The organism is Chryseobacterium culicis (assembly GCF_900108365.1).
GTDB lineage: Bacteria > Bacteroidota > Bacteroidia > Flavobacteriales > Weeksellaceae > Chryseobacterium > Chryseobacterium culicis.
This window is the reverse complement of sequence record NZ_FNWQ01000002.1, coordinates 582130-606824: the sequence shown is the minus strand read 5'-3', so window position 1 is coordinate 606824 and position 24695 is coordinate 582130. Positions and strand designations below refer to the sequence as shown.

Here is a 24695-nt window from a genome sequence, read left to right as displayed (position 1 = left end):
CAGTAAATTTGATGCGTTAAACGTCTTCACGACCGGAAAGTAAACAATATCATATAAAATCTTAGCCCCTTTTGCGTTAAAAATTTAAATCAAATATAAATTGGCAGCTTTTGAACATACAGACGGATTAAAGATCATTCAGCAATGGATGGCAGATAAAGGTATTGCGCCCTTTAAGTTTCAGCTGGAAACCTGGAAGAAATTTGGAAACGGATACAGCGGAATGGTGGTTGCTCCCACCGGGTTCGGAAAAACCTTTTCCGTTTTTCTCGCAGTTATTTCGGATTTCCTGAATCGTCCTGAACATTACAAAAAAGGCTTAAAGATGATCTGGATTACCCCCTTACGGTCCCTTTCCAAAGATATTGCAAAAGCGATGCAGGAAGCCATTGACGAGATCGGTCTCGATTGGGCCGTGGGCGTAAGAAATGGAGATACAGATCCCAAAATAAGACAGCAGCAGGTAAAGAAGATGCCAGAAATACTTGTCGTAACACCGGAAAGTCTCCATCTGTTGCTGGCTCAGAAAAATAACGAAAGGTTTTTCAGTGAGATGAAATGTGTAGCTGTTGACGAATGGCATGAATTGCTGGGCTCAAAGCGCGGTGTTATGGTAGAGCTCGGAATTTCTCAGCTCAAAAAATATGTTCCGAAGCTCAAAATATGGGGAATCACCGCTACCATCGGAAATCTGGATGAAGCAATGGAAGTCCTTATTCCTTACGACATTAAAAAGACAAAAATTACAGCCAAAGAACACAAGAAGATAGATATTCTGCCGGTTTTTCCGAATGAAATTGAAATATTGCCCTGGGCCGGACACCTTGGAAACAAGCTTGCAGACAAAGTGGTCCCCATTATTCTGGAGTCAAAATCCACCATAGTATTTACCAACACCAGAAGCCAGAGTGAGATGTGGTACCAGCTTTTACTGGATGCTTATCCTGATTTTGCAGGGCAGATTGCGATCCATCACAGCTCCATTGATGCCCATTTAAGAATCTGGATTGAAGAAAATTTGAGCTCCGGAAAACTAAAAGCTGTTGTTTCCACATCGTCGCTTGATCTTGGAATAGATTTTAAGCCAGTGGACACTGTTATCCAGGTAGGATCGGCTAAAGGAGTCGCACGTTTTCTTCAGAGAGCCGGGCGCAGCGGGCACTCCCCTTTCGAAACATCAAAAATTTACTGTGTTCCTACCCACTCGCTGGAACTGATTGAAGTATCAGCCTTAAAAGAAGCTGTAAAACAAAAAGTTGTTGAACCCAGAGAACCGCAGGTTTTATGCTTTGATGTGCTGGTTCAGTTTATGATGACATTGGCGGTAGGAGATGGATTTTATCCTGATGAACTGTACGAGAGAATCAAAAAGGTATACGCCTTCCAGGAAATGCTGGATGAAGAATGGAAAAGCATTCTGGAATTTCTTACCATTGGCGGAAGCGTGCTGAAAAGCTATGAAGAATTTCATAAAATCGCCGTCATGGAGGACGGGCTGTATAAAGTAACATCAAGGAAGATTGCCATGCTTCACAGGATGAATATGGGGGTGATTGTGAGTGATGCCATGCTGAAAGTGAAATTTATTTCTGGAGGCTACATCGGAATGATTGAAGAATATTTTATTTCAAAACTCAAAAAAGAGGAAAAATTTATTCTGGCGGGCCGTACTCTTGAAGTGGTGATCATTAAAGATATGACGGTCTACGTAAGAGCCGCTAAGGGAAAAGCATTGGTTCCGAGTTATCTTGGAGGAAGACTTCCTTTGAGTTCCAATCTGGGACATTTTCTGAGAGAAAAGCTTTCGCACGCATTAAATCCGAAAGCTTCAGAAAAAGAACTTAAATTTCTCCATCCGCTCCTGACTAACCAGGAGAAAAATTCACACATTCCAAAAGAAGATGAATTTCTGGTGGAACTGATCAAAAACCGCGAAGGATATCATTTGTTCATGTATCCTTTTGAAGGACGTCTCGTACACGAAGTGATGGCAGCCCTTATTGCTTACCGTATTTCAAAACTGGCTCCTATTTCCTTTTCAATGGCGATGAATGATTATGGTTTTGAGCTGTTCAGTGACAAAGAAATCCCATTGAATGAAGACAATCTGCAGCAGATTCTAACCAGAGACAATTTGATGAACGATGTCATTGCCAGTATCAATTCAGCGGAAATGGCCAGAAGAAAATTCAGAGATATTGCAGTAATTTCAGGAATGGTTATTCAGAATTACGCGGGCCAGCAGCGTTCCAACAAATCATTGCAAAGCTCTGCGGGACTCATTTTTAAGGTGCTGGAAGATCATGACGCCAATCACTTTTTAATCAAACAGGCTTACACGGAAGTATTCAATATGCAGCTACAGGAACAAAGACTGGTAGAAGCATTTAAAAGGATTGAAAAATCTGAAATTATTTTAAAGCATTCCCGTTCCTTTACGCCGCTCAGTTTCCCGATCAAAGTAGACAGCTTGAGACAGACGCTTTCCAGTGAAGGGCTGGATGCAAGGATTAAAAGAATGCTGAAACTGTCTGATATCAGTGACCTTATCTGATCGAATTCAGTTTTTGAAAATACATTGTATTCTATTTAAATCTTATTCTCAGCCTAATATTATGAATGCTTTTTCTTGATCAGCTTAAATAATCATCGTAAATTAGAGTATATCTTCTCTGAAGTATAATAAAATTTAAATAATGGAAAAATTATTCTTGGTCCGTCACGGACAGTCACTCTGGAATCTGGAAAACAGATTTACAGGGTGGAAAGATATTGATATCACTGAAGCCGGCATTGAAGAAGCAAAAAAAGCAGGCCTTGCGTTAAAAGGAGAAAGAATAGACATCGCCTTTACATCTGCATTAATCAGAGCACAGCATACCTTATCCGTCATCCTCAATGAAATAGGAAATCCCAATATCCCAATTGTAAAAGACAAAGCATTAAATGAACGTTCTTACGGTACTCTTGAAGGATTGAATAAAGCAGAAACGGCTCTGAAATACGGAGATGAGCAGGTTCATACCTGGCGCAGATCTTTTGATGTGGTTCCTCCCGGCGGAGAAAGCCTTAAAGATACCTACAACAGAGTCATTCCTTATTTTGAAAACCAGATAAGACCACTGTTAAAACAGGGCGAAAATGTATTGGTTGTGGCCCATGGAAACAGCCTTCGTGCACTCATTATGTATCTGGAACATCTTTCTCCCGAAGAAATTCTGGAAAGAGAAATTGCTACCGGTTATCCTCTGACATATATTTTTGATGAAAAATTTCATGTAAGCCGCAAGGTTAGCTAATCCGGACAAAATAGCTTAACTTTAAAGATTTAATTTCAATTTATCAGGTGTGTTGATAGCAACTAAAAATATTTCCCTACAAAACGAAACTTTCATTCTTACCAATCAGCGTGCAGCATTCTGGCCAAAAGAAAAAGCATTGATCCTTTCTGATCTTCATATCGGCAAAACGGCGCATTTCCGTAAAAACGGTATCGCACTGTCCAATCATATTATGAAAAGTGATCTTGAAAGGTTATCAGCTCTGATTGAATATTTCCAGCCTGAAAAATTCATTGTAGTTGGAGATCTGCTTCATGCCGGAGACAATTCTGACGTAGATGAATTCTGCGCCTGGAAAAACCAGTATTCCGATATTGAGTTTTATCTTATTGAAGGTAATCATGACCGGATTTCGAAAACCCTGGAGAAAAAACTGTGCTTTAACCACAGGATTGAATCGCTTGAAGCGTCAGGGATTACCTTTATTCACGACTTTGATTCCGAAAGATCGGGTTTTCAGATTACAGGACATATCCACCCCGGAATTGTACTCAGTTCTGCAGTAAAGAATATCAGGCTCCCCTGCTTTGCACTCAGCAGCAATCAATTACTGCTGCCGGCCTTTAGTGAATTTACAGGACTTGATACTAAAAATCTGCCTAAGAAAAGTACATTCTTTGTGTTTACAGATGCTGAGATTTATGAAATCTGACAGCCTCATGGATTCTACCGAGAATTTATATACAAAAAATAAGGTCGTTCCATAAAAAAAATATTTTTTAAATAAGAATCCCTGTCAAACATCTTGGCAGGGATTTATCATAGAAAAACGATCCGTAAATGTTATCTTTGCTTGCTTAAACGGATACTGTAAGCCGTTATTATAACGGTAACCAACAGGAATAAAGCGCCTATCCAAGGTGTACTTCCTAATCCTAAAGAAGAGGTGACAATCATTCCTCCTGCATAAGAACCAATGGCAATACCCACATTAAACGCGGCAATATTGATCCCTGATGCAACATCTTCAGTTCCTGGAAGCTCTTTTTCAGCAATCTGTACAACCAGTAACTGCAGTCCGGGTACAGAAGCAAATGATAAAGCTCCCAAAAAGAAAAGCGTAATGATGCTTGCAGCCGGGCTGCTCACCGTAAAATAAAATGCAAGCAGCACCAGTCCCTGCGCTGCAAACATCCATAAAAGCGCTTTCAGAGGATTTTTGTTTGCTGCTTTCCCTCCAATCAAGTTGCCTAAGGCGATGGCAATTCCATAAATTAAAAGAATAAAAGTGACGGTAGATTCCTGAAATCCTGTAATTTTCTGTAAAATGGGTGACAGATACGTAAATACCACAAATGTACCTCCATACCCCATGGCAGTCATTAAAAAGGCAAAAATAAGACGCTTGTTCCCGAGTACTTTAAACTGGCTTTTTACAGAAGCTGTTTTCCCGTTTTTCAGATGGTTCGGAACCAATAATAAACTGGCAGCCAATCCGATAATTCCAAGGATTGAAACTCCTATAAAAGTTGCTCTCCAACCGAAATGCTGTCCGATAAATGTTCCCAGCGGAACCCCTGTTACAATCGCAAGGGTAAGTCCTGAAAACATGATGGAAATTGCGGTCGCTCTTTTCTCTTCAGCAACCAGTGAAGCTGCTATGGTAGAACCTATGGAGAAATAAACACCATGGGCAAATCCCGTAAGTATTCTGGCAAGTATCAAAGTTATAAATCCGGGGGCTATAGAAGCCAAAACGTTTCCGATAACAAATAAAAGCATAATGGATACCAGTAAAGTTTTTCGCGGAATTTTTCCTGTTAAAGCTGTTAATATTGGCGCTCCTATCGCCACTCCAATTGCATAGAGACTTACCAGAAGCCCGGCTGAAGGAATTGTGATTCCGAGATCAGAAGCAACTGTAGGAAGAAGTCCTACGATGACAAATTCAGTAGTTCCTATTCCGAAGGCGCTTATCGTTAATGCCCATAAAGCTGCGGGCAGGCCTTTTTTAGCGGTCTGTGATGCAGCATTGACCTGTATTTCTTTTTGAAAATTCATTGTCTTATAATGTATTGAGATTGACAACACAAATTTCCGGCGAATAATTGTATTATAAAAATTATTTAAATTGTAGCAAACCATCAGAATACTGATAGTTTTATTTTCAGTTTAAAATTTGTTCCTTTGTATTATAATCAGCATTTTTAAATGAAAAAATCAGAAGCAACCCGTCTTACGATTCTCCAGAAAGCGTTCGAACTGATCTATGTGAAAGGTTTTCAGACTACCAGCATTGATGATATTATCGCAACTACCCAGGTGACGAAAGGTGCTTTTTATTACCATTTTAAAACCAAGGATGAAATGGGACTGGCCATCATCACCGATCTGATGAAGCCTAATTTCAGGAAAATGTTCATTGATTCTCTTCAAAGCAGCCAGAATCCATTAGACAGTATTTATGATATTATGTATCATCTTCTGATGGAAAATGACTTTTTAAAAGTTGAATATGGCTGTCCTACTTCTAATTTTGTGCAACAAATGGCACCTTGGCATCACGATTTTACACAAGCTTTGCATGAGCTTTCAAAAGAATGGGAGGTGGCTCTTGCTGAAAGTATTGAAAAAGGAAAAGAAATTGGGTTAATAAAAAATGAAGTAAGCGCAAAAGAAGTGAGTGTTTTTGTGATCTCGGGTTATTGGGGAGTAAGAAATATGGGTAAACTGGAAAACTCCAAAGAAGTCTATCTTGTTTATTTAAAAGGACTTAAGTCTTATTTTAGAACGCTGCAGTAATTTTTTTTCTAAAAAACATACTAAATAGTATGTTTTTAGTTTGCCTTTGCTGTAACAAAGTAATAAACAATGTATCAAACTCTTACTTTCTTACATTCTCTCACCCGGTGGCTGGTCTTAATAAGTCTGATGTACACTGTTTACCGCTCTTTCAAAGGATATTTTTCAAACAGAAAATTTACAGGAACTGATAATGCAGTACGACACTGGACCGCAACTATTGCCCATATTCAGCTGATTATAGGAATGATATTCTATCTTAAGAGCCCGGTGATTCAATACTTCTGGAAGAACTTCAATGCAGCAAAGGAATCCTTTGAACATATATTTTTCGGACTTATCCATATTATACTCATGGTTACTGCTATTAGTATGATTACGATCGGTTCCGCTTTAGCCAAAAGAAAATTTCCGGACAGGGAAAAATTTAAAACAATGGGCATCTGGTTTTGCATTGCGCTTATTATCATATTGATTGCCATTCCATGGCCTTTTTCTCCTTTTGCCAACAGACCTTATTTCAGATAATTATGATAGATTTATTTAAAACCAAGATCGGCCGGCTGAGAATTCTGGCTATTTTAGAGGGAATTTCATTGTTGACCCTGATAGGCATTGCAGTTCCCGTAAAATACTGGATAGGGAATCCTCTTCTGGTAAGACTTATTGGTCCTGTTCACGGGACTTTATTCCTGCTTTTTCTGTTCAATACATTGAGTGTGGGCGTAGAACAGAACTGGAAGTTTAAAGAAATTACGTGGAAGGTTATTCTGGCATGCTTTATTCCGTTTGGCACTTTTTATATTGACAAAAAAATACTGAGCAAGCTATGAAATATGTACTGACATTCTGTGCCATAATTCTTATTATTTATGCCGCATACAGAGTATACCGTTTCCAGACTATAGATAACGGACTGCCGGAACTGCTCAAAAAAGGGGCTGTCATTCTTGATGTAAGAACTGAAAAAGAATATGAAACGGGACATATAGAAGGTTCTGTGAATATTTCATTAGGAACAATAAGAGAACGTTATGCAGAATTAGATCCTGCGAAGACGTACATCACGGTATGCTCCCACGGACTCCGAAGTGTAAAAGCTGAAAATATTCTTAAAGAAAAAGGGTTCAGGGATGTTCATAATGGCGGCGCCTGGACGGATCTTCAGAAAACGATGACTCCATAAGAAATCAATCTCTCCCATAAATGATATGCAGGAGAGATTTTTATTTTAAACAGTTTTACCGTTGAGCCAGACTACTTTTTGTTCTGACACATGTTCTTTTCCAATAATTTCGCTGTATAATTCGGGTCTGCGGGCTTTCATATACCGATATCCTCCGGCTTGGGTAAGCTTTTCGGAGGTAACAACGGCAGTTTCAAAACTGTCTTCCCAAGAACGGCATTCTGCAATCACATCCCCGAAAGGGTCTACAATCATGGAACATCCGTTTTTCAGCTGGTCATCATCCATACCCACAGGATTTGAAAAAACGATATAAGCCCCGTTGTCATAAGCCCTGGCCGGAAGCCACTTCATCAGCCAGTCCCTGCCTTTCATTCCTTCAAACTCCAGCCGTAACGATGTTGGATCCTCTCTCCTGTTTTCCCAAAGCTTTGGGTCTACAAAACCTGCGCCCGGTCTTGTGGACGGTGTACACATCGTAACATGAGGCATAAAAATAATATCTGCGCCCAGAAGCTTGGTAGCTCTTACATTTTCAATGATGTTGTTATCATAGCAGATAAGAATCCCGCATTTCCAGCCCATTATATCAAATACACAGTATTCATTACCCGGTGTAAGATTCGGATTAATAAAGGGATGCAGTTTTCTGTACTTAGCCTTAAGTCCGGTTTTATCAACACAAACATATGCTTTGAAAAGGTGGTCATAAGCATCTTTTTCAAAAAGTCCAGCCAATATGGTGATATGATGCTTAGCCGCAATCTCCTGTAATTTTTTTATGCTGTCACCATCCGGAATACGCTCTGCAATATCGAGAAGCTGTTCTCTGGAAAGTTTTCGAGCAAATGTATACCCTGTAACGGAACATTCATGGAAAGCAATCACATGGGATCCTTTAGATGCAGCCTCACCAGCTAACTTTTCTATAACGGATAAGTTATACGCTTTATCCCCGCTTTTATTTTCAAACTGTGCAGTCGAGATTTTAATATTCATTGTTTTTTTGAGCAAAACTAGCCAGTATACCTTGAGAATAATTGTATAAAACCGACACTGCTGGTTAAAGCTCAATGAAATTAACAGCCATTTTGTTTTCCTTATTCAGATATTGCTTGGGAGTAAGACCGGTAGTATTTTTAAAGTCTCTGATAAGATGTGACTGGTCAGAATATCCTGCCTGATACGAGAGCATGGTCATATTTTTGTCATCAACCCTATTATTTATAAGGCTTAGGAAGTAATGCATGCGTATAATATTTGCGTATTTTTTAGGTGACATTCCCATATGATATTCAAATTTTCTTTCCAGCTGACGTTCTGAATATCCTGTAAAATGCTGTAAATCTTTAGAAGATACAGAACCTTTATTGAGGAGAAGATATTGTTGTGCAGCGGATATAAGATGATGATCTGTGCCCACTCCTCCCGATAAAAATTGGGTGAAAAAGGTATTCAGACCATTAATAATACTTAAAGGGTCTGTTTTATTAAATAGCTTTTCCTGAAATATTTCCAGTTTATTTGTCAAAATATCCTCTACCGGAATTGTTTTATTACTAAGCGCTTTGGCGGATATTCCCGAAAGGATATGCAGAAAATAAGGCTGAAAAACTACGGCAATCAGAGAAAATTTTTCTTTTGAAAAGAAATCTTTATAACTGCTTACCATACCATAAAAAAAGGAAAGCGGCATACGTTCCTTTGCTGTGCCTGAATACAGTTTCATATCTCCTGAGAGAATAAGCCCGCAGCTTCCGTCCGTAAAAAGCCTTAAACTCATGATATTCTTCCCGGAATTTTCCAAAAAGATATAATGTCTTATAAAAGGAGCAAGATGGTTAGGAGGCGAAATCTGCATTCATCAAATTTACGTAAAACTTTATTGAGCAAAGAAATATTTCAATGTAATACAGGGCAATAACATTATAAAATTCAATCCAATAGGTGCTGTCTTCAACAGATGCAGATCTGTTTTTGAAGGGAAAATCAAATCAGGTACCACATTTCTCTTCATTTTGGTCAGGTATTTGAATGAATGAGACCATATTATTCATCATAAAAGTTGAATACATATCCTAACCAATACAATCACTAAAATATTATATTATGTCAACAGAAAATCTTACCCATCTTGAAGCGATCAAAAAAATCAAAGAACTTTCAGAAAAAGCCAGAATATGCATGTTCTGTACTGAGTTGGAAACAACTCCCATCAATTCAAGACCTATGACGCTGCAGGAAACGGATGACAGCGGAAACCTGTGGTTTATCAGCAGCGGAACCAGCAACAAAAATTTTGAAATAAAAGATGACCGCAGAGTACAGCTTTTTTTCATGAATAACAGTGACTCCCAATATCTTTCTGTATATGGGGAAGCTTCTGTTTATAAGGATAAAGCTACGATAGAAGAAAAATGGTCTCCCCTTGCCAACGCATGGTTTGACGGAAAAGATGATCCCAATGTTACCATCATCCGGGTAGAACCTAAAGAAACCTATTACTGGGACACCAAAGCAGGCAAGCTGGTGAGTCTTTTCAGTTTTGTAGCCTCTGCGATTACAGGAAACAAAACCGATAACTCTGACGGTGTAGAAGGAAATGCAGTCATTTAAAGATCATTATAAGCTGAACCTAATCAGAACTATAATTTTGCGGTTTAGCATTTCCAACAATAAAAAACGGCTCAAATTTTTGAGCCGTTTATACAAAATTAATGATGCTAACCCTTCACTTCTTCCAGAGACGCTCCAAAATTAATGTGAAGAACATTTCCGTTAGGAGTTACTAAAGCAGGCACAGATTGTACACCCGCCTTTTCAGCTTCTTCTATTCTGCCTTTATCATTACCCAAATGGATAATTTCAACATTTTCCAAACCGATTAGGTTAATGATATCATGTTCTGCGCTGATACATACAGGACAGCCTGCATGATAAAAAATGGACTTTTTCATAGGACTGTATTAATTAGTAAGGGTTTTAATAATCGTGTTTAATTCCTCGGTTTCTTTTTCATGCAAAGGTTTCAAAGGGCTTCTCAAATTTCCTCCGTTTTCCCCCAGAATATTGAGTCCGGACTTTACCGCTCTTGGCAATCCTTTGCTCACAATAAATTTCAGCAGATCAAACTGCCGGTAGAAAATGGTTTTTGCTTTTTCAAGATCACCTTCCTCAATGGCATTATACAGACCTAAATTTAATTCAGGGATTAAATTAGGTGCTGCTGTACACCATCCTCTTGCTCCTGCGGAAAATGCAGCCAGCGCCAAAGGGTTTGACCCATTATAGAATGCTACTTCTTCCCCCAGTTCTCTTCTCAGATAATGCATCCTCTGGATGTCTCCCGTACTTTCTTTAATCATCGTTACATTGGGAATTTCAAGCAGTCTTTTTAACAGAGCCGGAGACATGTCTACCCCGCTTGTTGCAGGATTATTGTAGGCCATAATCGGGATGGAAATCTTACGTGCCACAGCGTCGTAATGTGCTGCAATTTCGTCATCGGTAAGCTTCCAGTAGCTCATGGGAATAATCATAACGGCGTCAGCGCCTGCTTTTTCCGCAAACCGGGCATGATGAATGGTTTTCTCTGTCGTAAGATTCGAAACCCCTACGAGCGTTGGAATTCTGCCTTTTACCTGCTGTAAAGTAGCTTCTGTAATTTCTTCTTTTTCTTCATCAGACAGATAAGGCATTACTCCTGTACTTCCCAATGGAGCAATACCATGACTTCCGGAAGTAATCAGCCTTTCTACCAAGTGTTTGAAAAGAGGAATATCTATTTTTTCATTTTCATCAAAAGGGGTTATGGGATAAGCTATAATCCCTTTAAATGGTACATTTTTCATATGTTGCTGTTTTAAAGTTTAAGATTATTTTTAAAACTATTAAGGAGAGTACATTCTTAAGAATATTTTGGTAAAAAATCATATCCGGTATCAATATCATGAGAACAACCCGCCTTAATGGTTTAAACGGCTCATATTAAAGGTCTCTGCCTTCTTCCTCTCTCAAGGCAACTCCTAAATTCTGGAGCTGTGGAGCATTTTCGCAGGCAATATATTTGGCAGGCTCCGTATCGCTCAGATTCTGGTGTTTATGCCATGCCCATGAAGGAATGTATACTGCATCTCCGGCTTCCCAGTATACTTTTTCATCCTCCACTTCTGTCCAGCCTTTTCCCTCAATGACAAATAATACGGTTTCATACGTATGACGGTGTCTGTTGGTTTGCTGCCCGGGAGTAAGCCCTCCAATCGTCATGCTGACATTTTTACTGGGAAGATCTACAAAGAAAACGGGATGCTTTCTTTCTGTGGAAAACTGATTGTGCTCTCCTGCATTTTCTACATTTTTATGAATAAGATGACTTGGCTTTACGTACTTTGGTCTTGCAAAAGTTTCGTGAAAATCTTTAGAACTGAATTGTTTCTTGTCCATGATTGTTAAAATTATAATGGTTTTGTGCTTTATTGCATGACAAAATTATTCTATATTTGGACTGTTTAAATGATTCAGTTTTTACATAAATAAGTAGTCCAGATGTTGCGTCCTTGGAAATTAGAATTAGAAATTGATAAAAAGCTCAGTAAAGCCGTGTATCTGCAGATAGCAGACACTATTATCACGGATATCCGCTCAGGAAGGTTAAAAGCCGGTGATGCACTTCCCGGAAGCCGTAATCTTGCACAGAGTTTGAAAATTAACAGAAATACCGTTGTAGAAGCCTATCAGGTGCTGATCAATGAAGAATGGGTAATTTCGAAAGAACGAAAAGGTATTTTTGTTTCTGAGCATCTTCCATCGCTGCATGAAAAAAGGAGGCATGCACTTCATGATTCAAGCCATCCATTGACCGTGCCCGGTAGCATTGTAATTAATTTTGATGATGGTCATCCGGATAGTAAAATTGCACCTGTAACAGAGCTGGCAAGGGCCTACCGGCAGATTTTCGGCATCAAAGCAAAATGGCAGATGATGGGTTATGGAGACGAGCACGGAGATCTGGAATTCAGAAAAATGATTTCTCAGATGCTTAATCATCAGCGTGGAATGCACATTCATGAAAATGAAATTTCCATTACCCGGGGAAGCCAGATGGGAATGTTTCTGACGGCTCAAAGTCTTCTTACAGCAGGAGATCATGTGATTGTTGAAAATCCGGGATATCAGCCTGCGTGGAAAGCTTTTCAATATGCAGGAGCAAAGCTTTTGCATGTGCCTGTAGATCAGGAAGGAATCAGTATTGAAGCGGTTGAAAAGCTTCTTAAAGAACATCAGACTGTCAAAGCTCTGTATATTACTCCCCACAGGCAATATCCTACTACCGTTACTTTAAGCCTTTCAAGAAGATTAAGGCTCATCGAGCTGTCCAATCAGTACAATATAACCATCATTGAGGATGATTATGATAATGAATTTCATTTCGGGTATCGCCCCATCCTGCCTGTTTCCAGTTTTCCTGAGCTTCACCATTATGTATATATCGGAACATTAAGCAAGGTGGTAGCTCCTGCTTTGAGGATCGGCTATCTCGCTACTAAAAATCAGGAACTGCTGAAAAAAATCGGCGAGCTGAGAAAGATAATTGATGTGCATGGTGATGTGATTATGGAGCAGGCTGTCCTTCAGCTGATCAGAGAAGGTGCTGTAAAAAAGCATATCAGAAAAGCAACGGTTCATTATAAGAACAAAAGAGATTTTGTTTTTGGGTTGCTGAACAGGCATATGAAGGATATTGCAGACTTTACGCTGCCAGAAGGCGGCCTCGCCTTCTGGATTGTCCCTAAAGTACAACTGGACTGGGATATCGTAACCGCTTTGTTATTGGAAAAAAATATTAAAATTATTCATCCTGAACAATACAGCCCCAATCCTATAAATGGGTTCAGATTAAGTTATGGAGCGCTTTCCGAAGAGCTTCTGGAACAGAGTATTCCTTTGATTGCTGAGGTTCTTTCTACATTTTTCTAATTTTTATCCAAAGGTCTCAGATCTGCACAGGTATTGGGTTAAAGCCGATATCTGTCTTTCTGTCTGAGTACATCTGAGACCTGTATTTTAAATAAAAAATCTGAAGCTTACTCCACTTCAAAAACGGCCTGAATTTCTACTGAAGAACCTACAGGAACAGAGGCCGCTCCAAAAGTAGCTCTGGCATGTTTTCCTTTTTCCCCGAAAACTTCTACAGTAAGATCAGAAGCCACGTTCATCAGATCTGCATGTTGGGTATAATCATCTTTGGTGTTGAAAATTCCCGTCAGCTGAACACATTGTTTTACTTTGCTTAAATCTCCTCCTACAGCCTCATTAAGTACAGAAAGAACATTCAGCATGGTTACTTTTACAGCTTCTTTTACCTGCTTCTCATTCACTTCCACCCCTAATTTTCCGGGATTGAAAATTTTACCGTCCTTAAGGGCTACCTGATTGATGAATACCAGATTTCCGGCGCGGACAAACGGCTGATAATTGCCTGCAGGCTTGGGAACCTGTGGTAGGATAATGTTTTTCTGCTTTACTATTTCATTGAAATTCTGGTGAATTTCATCGGCAGCTATCGTCTTTTTCGGGTGTGTATCTTTTAATGCCAGTGCTATTTTCGCGAAGTTTTTCCCCTGAAGTTCTGCAATATTTCTTTCTCCTTTGGTAGGTCTCTCCACATCTTTCAGAGAAGCCATGGTCGTAACTCCCAAAACTGTATTTCCCTGTGGAATTGCTTTGTTCAGTTCTTCAGTTCCCCGAATTCCATTGGGAACCAATACCATCCCGTGTACAGCAAGGCTGTTCCAGAATGCCTGAAGGGCCAGCTCTTTTCCTGCACCGCTGCCGGCAGACATGAAAACCGTAGCTGGGATTCCTTCCAAAGCATGATGGGTCCACAGCTGAACGGTTTTAGATAAAAACTCGCTCATTCCGGTACTTATATTCCCGAAATAAACGGGTGAACCCCATGCAATCCCGTCATAATTTACCAGCTCATCCACCGTTGCTACCGGAAGATTTTTCAGGTGGGGATTTTGGGATGGTCTGACTAATTTTATGGTGGAAACTGCATTGCTCTCACTTTCAATTCCTTTCGCGATTTCCTTAGCCAACTCGTAGGTTCCTCCATCGTCTGAATGGATAAGGACCAATATTTTCGCTTTATTCTGTGCCATAATGTTTGTGCTATTAGATAATAAAATTAAAACAAAAAAAAGAACTAGTTTTTTCATTCTGAATAAGATATTTAGTATTATTTGTAGTGATTACATTAATTACACAAAATTACTAATGGCGTTTTTATTAAATTTGCCAAAATATACATACAAAACGACAGCATGAAATGTGGACTTACTGAAAAAACCGAAAGCCACTTTGTAGATTCTATTAAAAAAGAGGCTTATGTGTGGTGCGAAAAAAACTGGAAACATGATGAGTATGAGCACAGACACAGCCGTGCCCAGCTTACTTTTGTAGAAGAAGGTTATCAGTATTTCCATATTGACAGAAAAATTTATCTTGTCCCTCAGCATCATGTGATCTGGATTCCGTCTGGAAGAGCGCACAAAATAACTTCTGAAGCGCAAACCGTGAATCTGATGGTCTTTCTCTTCAAAACTGTTTTTGAAGAGGAGTTTTATCAGAATGTACAGGTATTTGCTGTTCCGCCTGTATTAAAGGAAATGCTTTTGTATGCCTCAAAATGGAACCAGTCTCTGGACGAGAATGAAGAACAGGACATTTTTTTCAAGGCAATCTTAAAAAGTCTTCCCAACTTCTGCAGGGAAAGCAGCGGTCTGGAAATTCCTGTACCTGCAGATCCCAGACTCATCCCTGTTTGCCGTGAGATTAATGCTCATTTTAAATACAGCCTGGATATTGATTCTTTGGCAGAAAAAGCACAAATGTCAGTAAGAAGCCTCCAGAGGATTTTTAAAAATGAAACCGGAATTACCCTGCAAAAGTACCTGCAGCTGACCAGGATTTTAAAAAGTATTGAGCTGATAGATACTAAACAATACACTTTGAGTGAAGTGGCTTATAAAGTAGGCTACCAAAGTCTTTCAGCATTTACGTCTTCGTACTTTGCCATCATGCAGACAAAGCCCAGAGTGAATAAACATCAGGGAGTTTCATCGTGAGGCATATCAACCGGTTTTGATTCCGGAGAGCCTTTTTCGCGAAGCCATATGGACAACAGAACAAGGGAGGCTACAGCCAGGAATTCACTCTGCCAGTTCTGAAAGGACTCAAACCAGAATCTTGATTCAGAAATATACTGCACAGCGCTTACAGCGGATTTATTTTTCAATAGCTGCTCATCATTAAAGTCCGTAAGACTGCCATAGAAATGCAATATAAAACTTGCCAGAAACAGTATTGCAAAAGCCAGGGATAAAGAATGCTTATAAATTTTCAGCCATATTCCTCCTTTTCTGACGGGCCACGGTGCGTTGGGATGTACTTCTGGCTCTCTGTCTACCTCTTCCTCACCTGTCATAGACTTGGATTCGCTGGAACCTTTTTGTCTGAGAGAAATTGTTAATACAACGTAGAGCATCATCTGGAGAAATTCGCTCTCCCAGTTTTCAAAAGTAGCCTGGATAAAATGTCCGCTGTGAATATATTCACTGATTTTTAAGGCAGCATGTCCGTTTTCAACCAATTCTTTGTTTTCAGTTTTCCAACCGGTAAAAAACTGTCCTGTAAGAAAGATGATCATCAGAGTAATCAGAACAATACTTAAGCTGTTGCGATAAAAGAAACTTGAACGTGACATATTCTTGATTTATTTTTTTATGTTGGGTATTGATGTTAAAGGGTTTATCAATCTCTTTTTTGATAAGGAAATACTTTTTGCAGATTTTTCGTCGTTGGGCCGGTCAGGATTTTTCCGTTTACATTGAATCTGGAACCGTGACATGGGCAGTCCCAGCTGAGCTCTGCACTATTCCACCTTACTTCACAGCCTGCATGGGGACAGGTGCTTCTTAGCAAATGCAGTGTTCCGTCAATCTCTTTGTACAGTGCATATGATTCAGATTCATAGCGGATCACTTTTGCTTCTCCTTCTCCAACTTCCGAGAAAGATGCAATTTTATCTCTGAAAATTTTATCTTTCACAAAATCAAATGCTGCCGTTGCGGCTTCCTTCACAAAATCTGAAAACCCGGCAACAGGTTTGATTCTTGACGGATTAAATAAGTCTCCATATTTACTTTTTCCGGTCAGAATAAGGTCATGTAATATTTGTGATGACAGTGTCCCGAATATCATTCCGTTTCCTCTGAAGCCAGTAGCCACGAAAATTCTTTCCTGAGTTCCCGGCAATTTTCCAATGTACGGAAGTCCGTCCACAGGTTCATAGTACTGGCTGGACCAGCTATAAAAAACGGTTTCCACGTCAAAGTATTTTCTCACATAGTTTTCAAGCTTTGAAAAACATACTCCGGTATCGTCGGCATGTCCTGTTTTGTGGTCTTCACCGCCTGCAATCAACAGGTTTTCACCATCAATATTCTGAATACGGTAATAATGATATGGTTCACAAAGATCATACCCCAACTCCCATGGATATTGGTCATTTTTTAAAGTAAAAGCCATCGCATAGCTTCTGTATGGTGCATTTGTAAAATGAAGCAGATTAACCCCGGGTGGAATATGAGTGGCATAAACCACATTGCCTGTCTTTATTTCTCCTTTTGACGTTTTTAAAATCACATGGTCTTCATATTCATCATGACTTTCGCAAAGACAGTTTTCCTGAATAGATCCCCCCAGCCTGATAAAGGCTTCACAGAGTCCTTTGATATACTTAATGGGATGGAATTGCCCCTGCGCGGGAATAAGTACCGCTTCTTTAAAGGGAATGGGAAAAGGAATTTCATTCACATAGCTCATCTCATGGCCGACATTCGCAGCGCCTTCTACAATGCTTTTCAGCTGTTCTTCCTGCTTTTCGTCCAGAGCAAACAGGTATGCAGACTTTCTTGTAAAATCACAGCTGATTCTGTAGCGCTCAATATGATCTTCAATGATTCTGATGGCATCACCCCCGGATTCCGCATAGCGTTTAGCATTATCCAGGCCGAAATCCCGGATAGCCTGGGTAAAGGTTGTATCAAAAAAATCATTTAAATGCGCTGTTGTACCTCCTGTAGTTCCAAACCCTACATTGGCTGCTTCCAGAATGATACATTTCTTTCCGGATTCCTGCAGTTTCAGTGCTGTTGAAACTCCGGTAATTCCGCCGCCTACGATGACAACATCAAAAAATGAATTGAGATCAGCATCGTCAGAAAATTTCCTGATCTCTTCCTGCCATATACTTTTTCTTGCACCGTCTCTGTACATAACCAGAATATTTTGTTGTTACACTTATTGGATACTCAATGTATCACTTTCGGGTACACCGGTCCTGTTCACGCCTGCCGGGCTGTTCTTTTGATCTCTTTTTCTGTTTTCATCCTCATCAATATTGCATCGGCATGCAGAAAATGCAAATACGCTCAGGACTCCTAAAATAATTGCTGTTGTTTTCATAATCTAATTTTGATAGTTCTTTATTTTTATCCGTTTATAATCAGTCCTCCATTGGGATGCAGTACCTGTCCTGTGATCTGCGAGGCATCTGTACCGGCCAGAAACAGAAAGCTGAAGGCAATTTCCTCCGGCGTAGCGTTTCTCTCGAGAGGAGGCTTATTGGGGTTTTCTTCTTTTTCATCAAATGTTTCTTTGGTAAGAGGGGTAGCAACAGGACCCGGAGCAACGGCATTCACACGGATTCCTTTTGGTTTGGCCTGCAGTGCGAGTGAACGGGTAAAAGAAACAATTGCTCCTTTGGTTGCCGAATAATCAAGCAGTTCAGCGTGTCCCTGGTAAGCAGAAACTGATGTGGTATTGGTAATGCTTCCTCCTTCTTTGAGATGGGGAAATACGGCTTTCGTCAATAAGATCATTCCCACAATGTTAGAATCAAAGGTTTGTCTGATATTTTTTTCTTCAAGCTGCTCAATACTTTCTGCAGGAAACTGAACACCGGCATTATTGATGAGTATATCAATCTTTCCGAATGTTGAAATGACGTTTTTCACAGTCTCTTCACAAAATTCATAGTCATTGATATCCCCCTGAAAGATGACACATTTCCTGTTCAGGTTTTCAATCTCTTTTTTTGTTTTTTCAGCATCTTCATTGCTTGAATGATAAATAATGGAAATATCTGCCCCTTCCAGGGCAAAAAGAAGCGCGACAGCCTTTCCGATTCCGCTGTCGGCTCCAGTAATCAGTACCGATTTATTATCTAATTTTCCCATTTTCACTTCTTTATTCTTTCTCTGAGGGTTTCTGCATTTCTGCCATTCTATGTGCAGCCATACTATCACTTGAAATATTGGCCATGGCTACCGATAGCTTATTTTTGAGGGCTGAAATTATTTTGTCTTCATTATTCATAAGAGCATTGTAGCCGTCAATGGCTACTTCTTCAGGAGATGCCAGACTTTCTTTATCCTCAAGGATTTTACTGCGGTTCATATCGGCTTTATTAAAGAAATCCGTGTCTGTAGGTCCTGGCAGCAGTGCCGTGACTGTAATTCCTGAATCTTTCAGTTCTTCACGAATGGCTTCAGACCATGACAAAACAAATGCTTTGCTCGCATGGTATACCGAATGCCACGGTCCGGGAGCTTTGCTGGCTACGGAAGCCAGATTCAGGATTTTTCCGGATCCTTTTGGAAGCCTGTCTTTAATAAACAGCTTTGTAAGGATAAGCACGGAAATAATATTTAAGTGAACAATGTCTATTTCCCTGTGAATGTCCGTTTCCTGAAATTTTCCGTACACGCCCTGCCCCGCATCATTTACTAATATTTCGGGGCTTATGGCATTCATTTTCAACTCAGAATAAAGAGAATAGGCTTCTTCCTGTAAGAATAAATTTTTGGATATGCTGATGACATTCACGCCATAATTTTTAAATTCATCGGCTCTTCTTACCAGTTCTTCATGATCTCTTGCAACAATAATAAGATCGTAGCCGTTTTTGGCGAACTGCTTTGCAAGCTCGTAGCCTATTCCATTGGTAGCTCCTGTAATCAGGGCATATTTATTTTTGCGTTCCATATCTTTATTTTAAGATTAAAAGTCTGTTAAGCTCGCTTTTAAAGCAGCCCAGAATGAACTCTGTATAATACATCTGTGCATTCAGGGCTTGTGTTTTGGGATGGAGCTCCAGTTTTTTGGTCAGCACAATCTCTCCTTTATAAGAAAATGAGAAATAAGCAAAAATTTTATATCCTGAATTCCGGGTGGGTGTACAGTACCCTGTAGTGGCGATAGACCAGTCGGATTCATATAATTTTGCCACATTCAATGCCATTGTTTCTGCGATATTTTCTGAAACGCAGTCGCATTCTTCCGCTTCCTGTCTGCTGACCTTTAACAGCCTGACTTTTTCAGATAAAGAATAGGCTGTCATTCCGCCTTTGTAAAACATTGAAGCATTCGGCATCTGTGAGAAAGCCAGCTGCAGGCATCCTGAGGTAACACTTTCTGCAACAGAAATAGTTTCATCAATGGTCATGAGTGACTGGCTTATATATTCAAGAAGACTTTTCTGAAAATCCATAATACTATATTTTGAATGGTTGGTTGGTGATTTATTTTACAAGCCGGGCAGCTTCCACGGGTCAAGAACGACCTTTACACATCCATCTTCTTTTTTATCGAAGATTTCATATCCTTTACTTACTTCTTCAAGGGATAAACGATGGGTAATAATATCATCAAGGGTTACTTTTCCGGTTACGACATAATCCATGAGCCTATCTATAATCGGGTGGACATTACACTGTCCTGCTTTGATGGTTATTCCTTTATCAAAGATCTGTCCAAGTCTGAAATTATCGTAATTGACAGGATAGACGCCTAAAACGGATACAATTCCGCCCCGTCTTACAGCACTCATACATGCTTCAAGAACCTTTACAGATCCTTTTTCGAAGTTGATCACTGCTTTTGCACGGTCTATAAAACTTCTTTCAGGCTCAAAACCTACGGCTTCGATACAAAGGTCAGCACCTCTTCCGTCTGTCATGTCCCTGATCTGCGCTATAGCGCTTTCCGCATCTTCCCACAAAACGGTTTCGCATCCTGTGAGCATTTTAACACGATCCAGCCTGTACTGAAGGGTATCAATAACAATAACCTTTCCGGCGTTATGCAGGATAGCACTTTTGGCCGCCATTGTTCCTACAGGACCTGCTCCGAAAACGGCAACCGTTTCCCCTCCTTTCAGCTCGCCCCACATTACTCCGGTATAACCTGTGGGAAAAATATCGGTAAGAAATAAAACCTGTTCATCAGTAAGGTTTTCCGGAACTTTTCTCGGACCGAATTGTGCATATGGAACCCTTACGTATTGTGCCTGTCCGCCATTATAACCTCCATAAAGGTCTGTGTATCCGAATAAAGCACCTCCTTTTTCTGTAAGAATTCCGCCTTCAGGACCGTAATGATCCGGATTGCTGTGCTCACAGGCTGTAGGAAGCTCATGCTGGCAGAAAAAACAGCTGCCACAAGCTATAGGAAAAGGAACTACTACTCTGTCACCTACTTTTAAATGACTGATGTTTTTTCCTTTTTCTTCTACAATACCCATGAATTCATGCCCCATAACCATGGGTCTGGCCTGGGGAATACCTCCGGAGTACATGTGCAGGTCGCTGCCACAAATAGCTGTGGAGGTTACTTTCAGAATAATATCGCGTTCATCAAGAATTCTGGGATCTTCTATGGTATCACAGGTAATATTACCCGGTGAATGAAAAACTGCTGCTTTCATAATTTAAATATTTAAAGTGATTGGTGTGGTGTGAAGGATGTTTATGATTTAAGCGTTTCTCTCCATTTCAAGATCCCAGACTCTGTGCTTGGCTATAGCGTTGATAAATTTATCTGTCTGTTTACCGTCTTCCCACGTAATAATTCCCGGATCATCATGCTGTTTTGCTGAGACATTGGAATGATGGTAAAGAGCCTGCGTGTCTGCCCCGAAATAAATGGCTTTGCAGTGTTTGTAAGCTTCGTTGATAAAATGCAGAACCAGATTTTTATTTTCAGCAATCATCAGCTCTTTTACGGAATCTGCACCGGAACAGATATAAAGCGCGTCAAAACATACACTGGCTGTATTGCTCAAGGAATGTTTCGGGGTAAGTTCTGCTCCGTCATTGGTTCTTACCTGAGCAAGGCTTGGAGCGATCAGTTCCACTTTAGCTCCTTCTGCTTCCAGCTTTGTTTTGAGATCATTGAGAGCGCCTCCATCAGCTCCATTGGCGAGAATAAAACCTATTTTACGGGTTTTAATGGTGTCTTTTACGGTATGTCTCATGCTTAAAGCATCGGATATTTTTGTTTTAGGTTCTCTTTCCTCACTTTGAAGTTCCACCATATTACTGTCTGCCGGTAAGCTCTGATTAGGCCAGTCCAGCTTCTTAACCTCAACGCCAACTTTTTCTGCAACCCTCCATGCGAGGAACGTGTCCACATATGCCAACTGCCCAACCATTCTTTCTCTGATTTCAGGACGGGTCACTTTAGACAATTCAAATATCAGCGCATTCTGAAGGTGTAATTTTTCGGGTGTGGACTGGCTGTTATAGAATAATTTAGCCTGTGAATAATGGTCTACAAAGCTTTTACTTCGTTCTCTAACTTTTTCTCCGGAAACTCTTTCCTGCTGGGAAGCAAATCCTCCATCAGCCATCATGGCCTGGAAAGGACATCCGCCTCCTATAGAATTGGGTTCGTAACTTGTTTTACCTTTAACAATCTGCTGTCTCATATGGCCGTCCCTTTGATTATTGTGAACGGTATTAATGGATCTGTTAATCGGGATTTCATGAAAATTGGGAGATCCCAGTCTTGAAAGCTGAGTATCTGTATATGAAAATAATCTTCCCTGCAGCAGCGGATCATTGGTGAAATCAATCCCCGGAATGATATGTCCCGGATGAAAAGCAACCTGTTCGGTTTCTGCAAAGAAATTATCAGGATTTCTGTTGAGTGTCAATGTACCTACAATTTCCACGGGAACTTCTTCTTCCGGAACGATCTTGGTAGGATCAAGCAGGTCAAAATCAAATTTATGTTCATCTTCTTCAGGGATGAGCTGTACCCCGAAATCCCATTCCGGGTAATCCCCGTTTTCAATAGCTTCCCACAGGTCTCTTTTGTGAAAATCAGAATCTACTCCTGAAATAATCTGGGCTTCATTCCATGCTACGGAATGTATTCCCAATTTGGGTTTGAAATGGAATTTTACAAAATGAACTTTTCCTTCCTCATTGATGAATTTGAAAGAGTGTACTCCAAAACCTTCCATCATTCTGAGGCTTCTTGGTATGGCTCTGTCACTCATGAGCCACATAATCATGTGGGTGCTTTCTGGCATCAGTGAAATGAAGTCCCAAAAGGTATCGTGCGCAGATGCGGCCTGTGGAATTTCATTATCCGGTTCAGGTTTTACGGCATGTATGAGGTCCGGAAACTTGATGGCATCCTGAATAAAAAATACAGGCATATTGTTGGCTACCAGGTCATAATTTCCTTCGTCTGTATAAAATTTGACAGCAAAACCTCTAACATCTCTCGCCAGATCTGTACTTCCTTTACTTCCGGCAACAGTGGAAAATCTTACAAAGACCGGAGTTTCTTTTCCCAGCTCTGTTAAAAATCTGGCTTTGGTATACCCGGCAAGACTTTTGTTAAGTTTAAAAACTCCATGAGCACCGGAGCCTCGTGCATGAACTACTCTTTCAGGAATTCTTTCATGATCAAAATGGGTAATCTTTTCTCTCAGAATAAAATCTTCCAGCAGAGACGGCCCGCGCTCTCCTGCTTTCAAAGAATCCTGATTGTTATTGATTTTCAGCCCCTGATTAGTAGTAAGCTTTTCATTTTCATTAGAAGTACTGTGTACATCCAGCTGTTCTGTTTTTTTGTTAGGTTCGTTAGTTTTCATATTCATAATCTTTTTGTGGTTGGTGTCTTTTCAAAAACAGTTCAATAGGTGGCAGTGCGGAATTAATCTGTTTTATTCTCAAGGATTTCCAGAAGCCGGCTGATGTATTCTTCTTCCTTCAGAACTTTATAATAAGCCGTTTTAGCATACAGGCTGAAAGCAGGAGATTCAAATCTCACTTCGTCATCCCTGTCGTTTATTTCCGTGGTATTCTGGGTATGAAACTCGCGGATATTAAGGATGTATTCATCCATATAAGTATCGATTACTCCTTTAAGAACTTCACAGGTAGCATTGTTTTTAATCTTTTCCAGTGACTTGATCAGAAAAGCTGTTACTCCGTAAGAATTGATAATGGGTGGAAACAGGGACTCATTTTCCAGTGCGTTATTCTTATCATTCAGCCCGGAATTTTGCAGGGTGTCGTTCTCAAATATCATATCAAAAAATGGTATTAGTTATTGGAAGTTGTTAAATACTGTTCAAAATAATGGAGGTCATTCTTATCTTTTATTGAGAGATAAAACATGATCTGTTCCGGTTCTTTTAGCCCGATACTTCCGAAGCTGTCGAAATGGGCAATTAAAGCCTGTACATTTTCAATATCAATATCTTTAAGAATGATAAATAGGAGAAAGATGTTTTCTTTAATCTCCTTGGCATAGACCGCTGCTGCATTTTCAAAACATTTTCCTGTATGGGATACTTTTACAAAATCTTTGTTTTTAAGTGTTTTTATGATTTTCTGACAGTCCATATATTTTGATTTCATAATTTAAAATAAGCCCTGCAGAACAATCATCTATAGGGCTTATGATGTACTTTAGTCTTCCTGTTCTGCATCAAAGTTGATGGATGTTTCGGCAATATCTGTAAGATGAGAATCGGTATCTTCTTCCTCCTGAAGTGTTCTTTCCAGAAGGTCTGCTGCCTTATCATGCCCCATGGTAATAGCAAGCTGGGTAAGGCCTCCATAGGTGGCCATCTCGTAGTGCTCTACTTTTTGGGCAGCAATAATAAGTGCGGCATCTCTGGTTGCGGAACCGTCTTCGGTGGATTTGATAACTTCCTCACCCTCTTCTATGATTCCTTTTATAGCCTTGCATTCTTTTTGTTCCGGCTTTTCGTCAATAAGCTGGAATACTTTCTCCAGACGCTTAACATGTTTCTGAGTCTGAAGATGATGATCTTCAAAAGCATCTTTCAGTTCTTCAGCTGTAGCGGCTTCCTGCATTTTCTCCAATGCTTCCAGAATGGCATTTTCTGCATAGTAAATATCCTTAAGGGCACTTACAAAGAACTTGTGAAGCGGCGAGTTTTTCATTTCATCTTTATCAATGGTTGACTTGTCTGCCGCACCTTTTTTGGTGGCAGAAACTGCACGGTCTGTTTCTAAAATTTTATTTGGCATGAT

General features: G+C 40.0%; 28 protein-coding genes. 10 read left to right on the top strand and 18 right to left on the bottom strand.

Annotation, left to right across the window (positions count from 1 at the left end):
• The first annotated feature begins 100 nt into the window (after positions 1-100).
• The 3 genes from BLW74_RS09055 to pdeM all read left to right on the top strand — a co-directional run bounded on the left by BLW74_RS09055 (position 101) and on the right by pdeM (position 3993).
• Positions 101-2554, top strand: a complete 2454-nt coding sequence (locus BLW74_RS09055; RefSeq protein ID WP_089691974.1) for a ligase-associated DNA damage response DEXH box helicase — start codon at positions 101-103, stop codon at positions 2552-2554.
• A 142-nt stretch (positions 2555-2696) separates the two neighbouring features.
• Complete coding sequence (locus BLW74_RS09050; protein ID WP_185116346.1) at positions 2697-3299, top strand: 2,3-bisphosphoglycerate-dependent phosphoglycerate mutase; 603 nt, start codon at positions 2697-2699, stop codon at positions 3297-3299.
• 49 nt (positions 3300-3348) lie between these two features.
• On the top strand, positions 3349-3993 hold the full coding sequence (pdeM, locus tag BLW74_RS09045; protein WP_089691969.1) for a ligase-associated DNA damage response endonuclease PdeM: 645 nt from the start codon (positions 3349-3351) through the stop codon (positions 3991-3993).
• Between the two features lie 131 nt (positions 3994-4124).
• Here the strand turns inward: pdeM and BLW74_RS09040 are convergent, their stop codons facing one another.
• Complete coding sequence (locus BLW74_RS09040) at positions 4125-5342, bottom strand: MFS transporter (RefSeq protein WP_089691966.1); 1218 nt, start codon at positions 5340-5342, stop codon at positions 4125-4127.
• Between the two features lie 150 nt (positions 5343-5492).
• Between BLW74_RS09040 and BLW74_RS09035 the strand changes: the two genes are divergently transcribed.
• The 4 genes from BLW74_RS09035 to BLW74_RS09020 all read left to right on the top strand — a co-directional run bounded on the left by BLW74_RS09035 (position 5493) and on the right by BLW74_RS09020 (position 7269).
• Positions 5493-6083, top strand: a complete 591-nt coding sequence (locus BLW74_RS09035) for a TetR/AcrR family transcriptional regulator (RefSeq protein ID WP_089691963.1) — start codon at positions 5493-5495, stop codon at positions 6081-6083.
• Between the two features lie 69 nt (positions 6084-6152).
• Positions 6153-6611, top strand: coding sequence for a hypothetical protein (locus tag BLW74_RS09030; RefSeq protein ID WP_089691960.1), 459 nt, complete (start codon positions 6153-6155; stop codon positions 6609-6611).
• A gap of 2 nt (positions 6612-6613) precedes the next feature.
• Positions 6614-6916, top strand: a complete 303-nt coding sequence (locus BLW74_RS09025; protein ID WP_089691957.1) for a DUF3817 domain-containing protein — start codon at positions 6614-6616, stop codon at positions 6914-6916.
• Positions 6913-7269 (top strand): rhodanese-like domain-containing protein, encoded by a 357-nt coding sequence (locus tag BLW74_RS09020; RefSeq protein ID WP_089691955.1) that lies wholly within the window; start codon positions 6913-6915, stop codon positions 7267-7269. The genes BLW74_RS09025 and BLW74_RS09020 overlap by 4 nt, the downstream gene beginning before the upstream one ends.
• Positions 7270-7314: 45 nt before the next feature.
• On the opposite strand, the gene BLW74_RS09015 is transcribed toward BLW74_RS09020, so the two are convergent.
• Positions 7315-8268, bottom strand: coding sequence for a nitrilase family protein (locus tag BLW74_RS09015; RefSeq protein ID WP_089691952.1), 954 nt, complete (start codon positions 8266-8268; stop codon positions 7315-7317).
• 64 nt (positions 8269-8332) lie between these two features.
• On the bottom strand, positions 8333-9130 hold the full coding sequence (locus BLW74_RS09010) for a helix-turn-helix domain-containing protein (protein WP_089691948.1): 798 nt from the start codon (positions 9128-9130) through the stop codon (positions 8333-8335).
• Positions 9131-9378: 248 nt separating this feature from the next.
• On the opposite strand from BLW74_RS09010, the gene BLW74_RS09005 reads away from it, so the two are divergent.
• Positions 9379-9885 carry a pyridoxamine 5'-phosphate oxidase family protein gene (locus BLW74_RS09005; RefSeq protein ID WP_089691944.1) on the top strand — a complete coding sequence of 169 codons (507 nt, stop codon included), beginning with the start codon at positions 9379-9381 and terminating at the stop codon, positions 9883-9885.
• Positions 9886-9992: 107 nt separating this feature from the next.
• On the opposite strand, the gene BLW74_RS09000 is transcribed toward BLW74_RS09005, so the two are convergent.
• The 3 genes from BLW74_RS09000 to BLW74_RS08990 form a co-directional block, all read right to left on the bottom strand.
• On the bottom strand, positions 9993-10226 hold the full coding sequence (locus tag BLW74_RS09000; protein ID WP_089691941.1) for a thioredoxin family protein: 234 nt from the start codon (positions 10224-10226) through the stop codon (positions 9993-9995).
• Positions 10227-10235: 9 nt separating this feature from the next.
• Complete coding sequence (locus BLW74_RS08995; RefSeq protein ID WP_089691938.1) at positions 10236-11120, bottom strand: dihydrodipicolinate synthase family protein; 885 nt, start codon at positions 11118-11120, stop codon at positions 10236-10238.
• A 136-nt stretch (positions 11121-11256) separates the two neighbouring features.
• Complete coding sequence (locus BLW74_RS08990) at positions 11257-11712, bottom strand: cupin domain-containing protein (RefSeq protein ID WP_089691934.1); 456 nt, start codon at positions 11710-11712, stop codon at positions 11257-11259.
• 102 nt (positions 11713-11814) lie between these two features.
• On the opposite strand from BLW74_RS08990, the gene pdxR reads away from it, so the two are divergent.
• Entirely contained in the window at positions 11815-13245 is a 1431-nt protein-coding gene (pdxR, locus tag BLW74_RS08985; protein WP_089691931.1) for a MocR-like pyridoxine biosynthesis transcription factor PdxR, read from the top strand.
• Between the two features lie 107 nt (positions 13246-13352).
• Here the strand turns inward: pdxR and BLW74_RS08980 are convergent, their stop codons facing one another.
• Positions 13353-14489, bottom strand: a complete 1137-nt coding sequence (locus BLW74_RS08980; RefSeq protein WP_089691928.1) for an Atu1372/SO_1960 family protein — start codon at positions 14487-14489, stop codon at positions 13353-13355.
• Between the two features lie 105 nt (positions 14490-14594).
• On the opposite strand from BLW74_RS08980, the gene BLW74_RS08975 reads away from it, so the two are divergent.
• Positions 14595-15398 carry a helix-turn-helix domain-containing protein gene (locus BLW74_RS08975; RefSeq protein ID WP_185116345.1) on the top strand — a complete coding sequence of 268 codons (804 nt, stop codon included), beginning with the start codon at positions 14595-14597 and terminating at the stop codon, positions 15396-15398.
• Here BLW74_RS08975 and BLW74_RS08970 read toward each other — a convergent pair.
• The 11 genes from BLW74_RS08970 to BLW74_RS08925 all read right to left on the bottom strand — a co-directional run bounded on the left by BLW74_RS08970 (position 15380) and on the right by BLW74_RS08925 (position 24692).
• Positions 15380-16036 (bottom strand): DUF6766 family protein, encoded by a 657-nt coding sequence (locus BLW74_RS08970; protein WP_089691922.1) that lies wholly within the window; start codon positions 16034-16036, stop codon positions 15380-15382. The genes BLW74_RS08975 and BLW74_RS08970 overlap by 19 nt on opposite strands.
• Positions 16037-16083: 47 nt before the next feature.
• A complete protein-coding gene (locus tag BLW74_RS08965) occupies positions 16084-17610 on the bottom strand; it encodes an FAD-dependent oxidoreductase (protein WP_089691919.1) in 1527 nt (508 codons plus the stop codon).
• Positions 17611-17634: 24 nt separating this feature from the next.
• Complete coding sequence (locus tag BLW74_RS22405) at positions 17635-17799, bottom strand: hypothetical protein (protein WP_167358403.1); 165 nt, start codon at positions 17797-17799, stop codon at positions 17635-17637.
• 26 nt (positions 17800-17825) lie between these two features.
• Positions 17826-18572, bottom strand: a complete 747-nt coding sequence (locus BLW74_RS08960) for an SDR family oxidoreductase (protein ID WP_089692593.1) — start codon at positions 18570-18572, stop codon at positions 17826-17828.
• Between the two features lie 10 nt (positions 18573-18582).
• Complete coding sequence (locus tag BLW74_RS08955; protein WP_089691916.1) at positions 18583-19380, bottom strand: SDR family NAD(P)-dependent oxidoreductase; 798 nt, start codon at positions 19378-19380, stop codon at positions 18583-18585.
• Between the two features lie 4 nt (positions 19381-19384).
• On the bottom strand, positions 19385-19885 hold the full coding sequence (locus BLW74_RS08950) for a CinA family protein (RefSeq protein WP_089691913.1): 501 nt from the start codon (positions 19883-19885) through the stop codon (positions 19385-19387).
• Positions 19886-19921: 36 nt separating this feature from the next.
• Entirely contained in the window at positions 19922-21100 is a 1179-nt protein-coding gene (locus BLW74_RS08945) for a zinc-dependent alcohol dehydrogenase (RefSeq protein WP_089691910.1), read from the bottom strand.
• Positions 21101-21148: 48 nt separating this feature from the next.
• Complete coding sequence (locus tag BLW74_RS08940) at positions 21149-23287, bottom strand: catalase (protein ID WP_089691908.1); 2139 nt, start codon at positions 23285-23287, stop codon at positions 21149-21151.
• Positions 23288-23343: 56 nt separating this feature from the next.
• The gene (locus BLW74_RS08935; protein ID WP_089691905.1) at positions 23344-23721 is read right to left on the bottom strand and encodes a hypothetical protein; all 378 of its coding nucleotides are present in this window, start codon (positions 23719-23721) and stop codon (positions 23344-23346) included.
• Between the two features lie 14 nt (positions 23722-23735).
• On the bottom strand, positions 23736-24038 hold the full coding sequence (locus tag BLW74_RS08930; RefSeq protein ID WP_167358402.1) for a hypothetical protein: 303 nt from the start codon (positions 24036-24038) through the stop codon (positions 23736-23738).
• Positions 24039-24104: 66 nt separating this feature from the next.
• On the bottom strand, positions 24105-24692 hold the full coding sequence (locus tag BLW74_RS08925) for a YciE/YciF ferroxidase family protein (RefSeq protein WP_089691899.1): 588 nt from the start codon (positions 24690-24692) through the stop codon (positions 24105-24107).
• Between the last annotated feature and the right edge of the window lie 3 nt (positions 24693-24695).

Excerpts from the sequence above, each read along its gene's own strand:
- BLW74_RS09050 (WP_185116346.1), top strand. The coding sequence starts at position 2,697 with ATGGAAAAATTATTCTTGGTCCGTCACGGACAGTCACTCTGGAATCTG.
- BLW74_RS09040 (WP_089691966.1), bottom strand. The coding sequence starts at position 5,342 with ATGAATTTTCAAAAAGAAATACAGGTCAATGCTGCATCACAGACCGCT.
- BLW74_RS09035 (WP_089691963.1), top strand. The coding sequence starts at position 5,493 with ATGAAAAAATCAGAAGCAACCCGTCTTACGATTCTCCAGAAAGCGTTC.
- BLW74_RS09030 (WP_089691960.1), top strand. The coding sequence starts at position 6,153 with ATGTATCAAACTCTTACTTTCTTACATTCTCTCACCCGGTGGCTGGTC.
- BLW74_RS09025 (WP_089691957.1), top strand. The coding sequence starts at position 6,614 with ATGATAGATTTATTTAAAACCAAGATCGGCCGGCTGAGAATTCTGGCT.
- BLW74_RS09020 (WP_089691955.1), top strand. The coding sequence starts at position 6,913 with ATGAAATATGTACTGACATTCTGTGCCATAATTCTTATTATTTATGCC.
- BLW74_RS09015 (WP_089691952.1), bottom strand. The coding sequence starts at position 8,268 with ATGAATATTAAAATCTCGACTGCACAGTTTGAAAATAAAAGCGGGGAT.
- BLW74_RS09010 (WP_089691948.1), bottom strand. The coding sequence starts at position 9,130 with ATGCAGATTTCGCCTCCTAACCATCTTGCTCCTTTTATAAGACATTAT.
- BLW74_RS09005 (WP_089691944.1), top strand. The coding sequence starts at position 9,379 with ATGTCAACAGAAAATCTTACCCATCTTGAAGCGATCAAAAAAATCAAA.
- BLW74_RS09000 (WP_089691941.1), bottom strand. The coding sequence starts at position 10,226 with ATGAAAAAGTCCATTTTTTATCATGCAGGCTGTCCTGTATGTATCAGC.
- BLW74_RS08995 (WP_089691938.1), bottom strand. The coding sequence starts at position 11,120 with ATGAAAAATGTACCATTTAAAGGGATTATAGCTTATCCCATAACCCCT.
- BLW74_RS08990 (WP_089691934.1), bottom strand. The coding sequence starts at position 11,712 with ATGGACAAGAAACAATTCAGTTCTAAAGATTTTCACGAAACTTTTGCA.
- pdxR (WP_089691931.1), top strand. The coding sequence starts at position 11,815 with ATGTTGCGTCCTTGGAAATTAGAATTAGAAATTGATAAAAAGCTCAGT.
- BLW74_RS08980 (WP_089691928.1), bottom strand. The coding sequence starts at position 14,489 with ATGAAAAAACTAGTTCTTTTTTTTGTTTTAATTTTATTATCTAATAGC.
- BLW74_RS08975 (WP_185116345.1), top strand. The coding sequence starts at position 14,595 with ATGAAATGTGGACTTACTGAAAAAACCGAAAGCCACTTTGTAGATTCT.
- BLW74_RS08970 (WP_089691922.1), bottom strand. The coding sequence starts at position 16,036 with ATGTCACGTTCAAGTTTCTTTTATCGCAACAGCTTAAGTATTGTTCTG.
- BLW74_RS08965 (WP_089691919.1), bottom strand. The coding sequence starts at position 17,610 with ATGTACAGAGACGGTGCAAGAAAAAGTATATGGCAGGAAGAGATCAGG.
- BLW74_RS22405 (WP_167358403.1), bottom strand. The coding sequence starts at position 17,799 with ATGAAAACAACAGCAATTATTTTAGGAGTCCTGAGCGTATTTGCATTT.
- BLW74_RS08960 (WP_089692593.1), bottom strand. The coding sequence starts at position 18,572 with ATGGGAAAATTAGATAATAAATCGGTACTGATTACTGGAGCCGACAGC.
- BLW74_RS08955 (WP_089691916.1), bottom strand. The coding sequence starts at position 19,380 with ATGGAACGCAAAAATAAATATGCCCTGATTACAGGAGCTACCAATGGA.
- BLW74_RS08950 (WP_089691913.1), bottom strand. The coding sequence starts at position 19,885 with ATGGATTTTCAGAAAAGTCTTCTTGAATATATAAGCCAGTCACTCATG.
- BLW74_RS08945 (WP_089691910.1), bottom strand. The coding sequence starts at position 21,100 with ATGAAAGCAGCAGTTTTTCATTCACCGGGTAATATTACCTGTGATACC.
- BLW74_RS08940 (WP_089691908.1), bottom strand. The coding sequence starts at position 23,287 with ATGAATATGAAAACTAACGAACCTAACAAAAAAACAGAACAGCTGGAT.
- BLW74_RS08935 (WP_089691905.1), bottom strand. The coding sequence starts at position 23,721 with ATGATATTTGAGAACGACACCCTGCAAAATTCCGGGCTGAATGATAAG.
- BLW74_RS08930 (WP_167358402.1), bottom strand. The coding sequence starts at position 24,038 with ATGGACTGTCAGAAAATCATAAAAACACTTAAAAACAAAGATTTTGTA.
- BLW74_RS08925 (WP_089691899.1), bottom strand. The coding sequence starts at position 24,692 with ATGCCAAATAAAATTTTAGAAACAGACCGTGCAGTTTCTGCCACCAAA.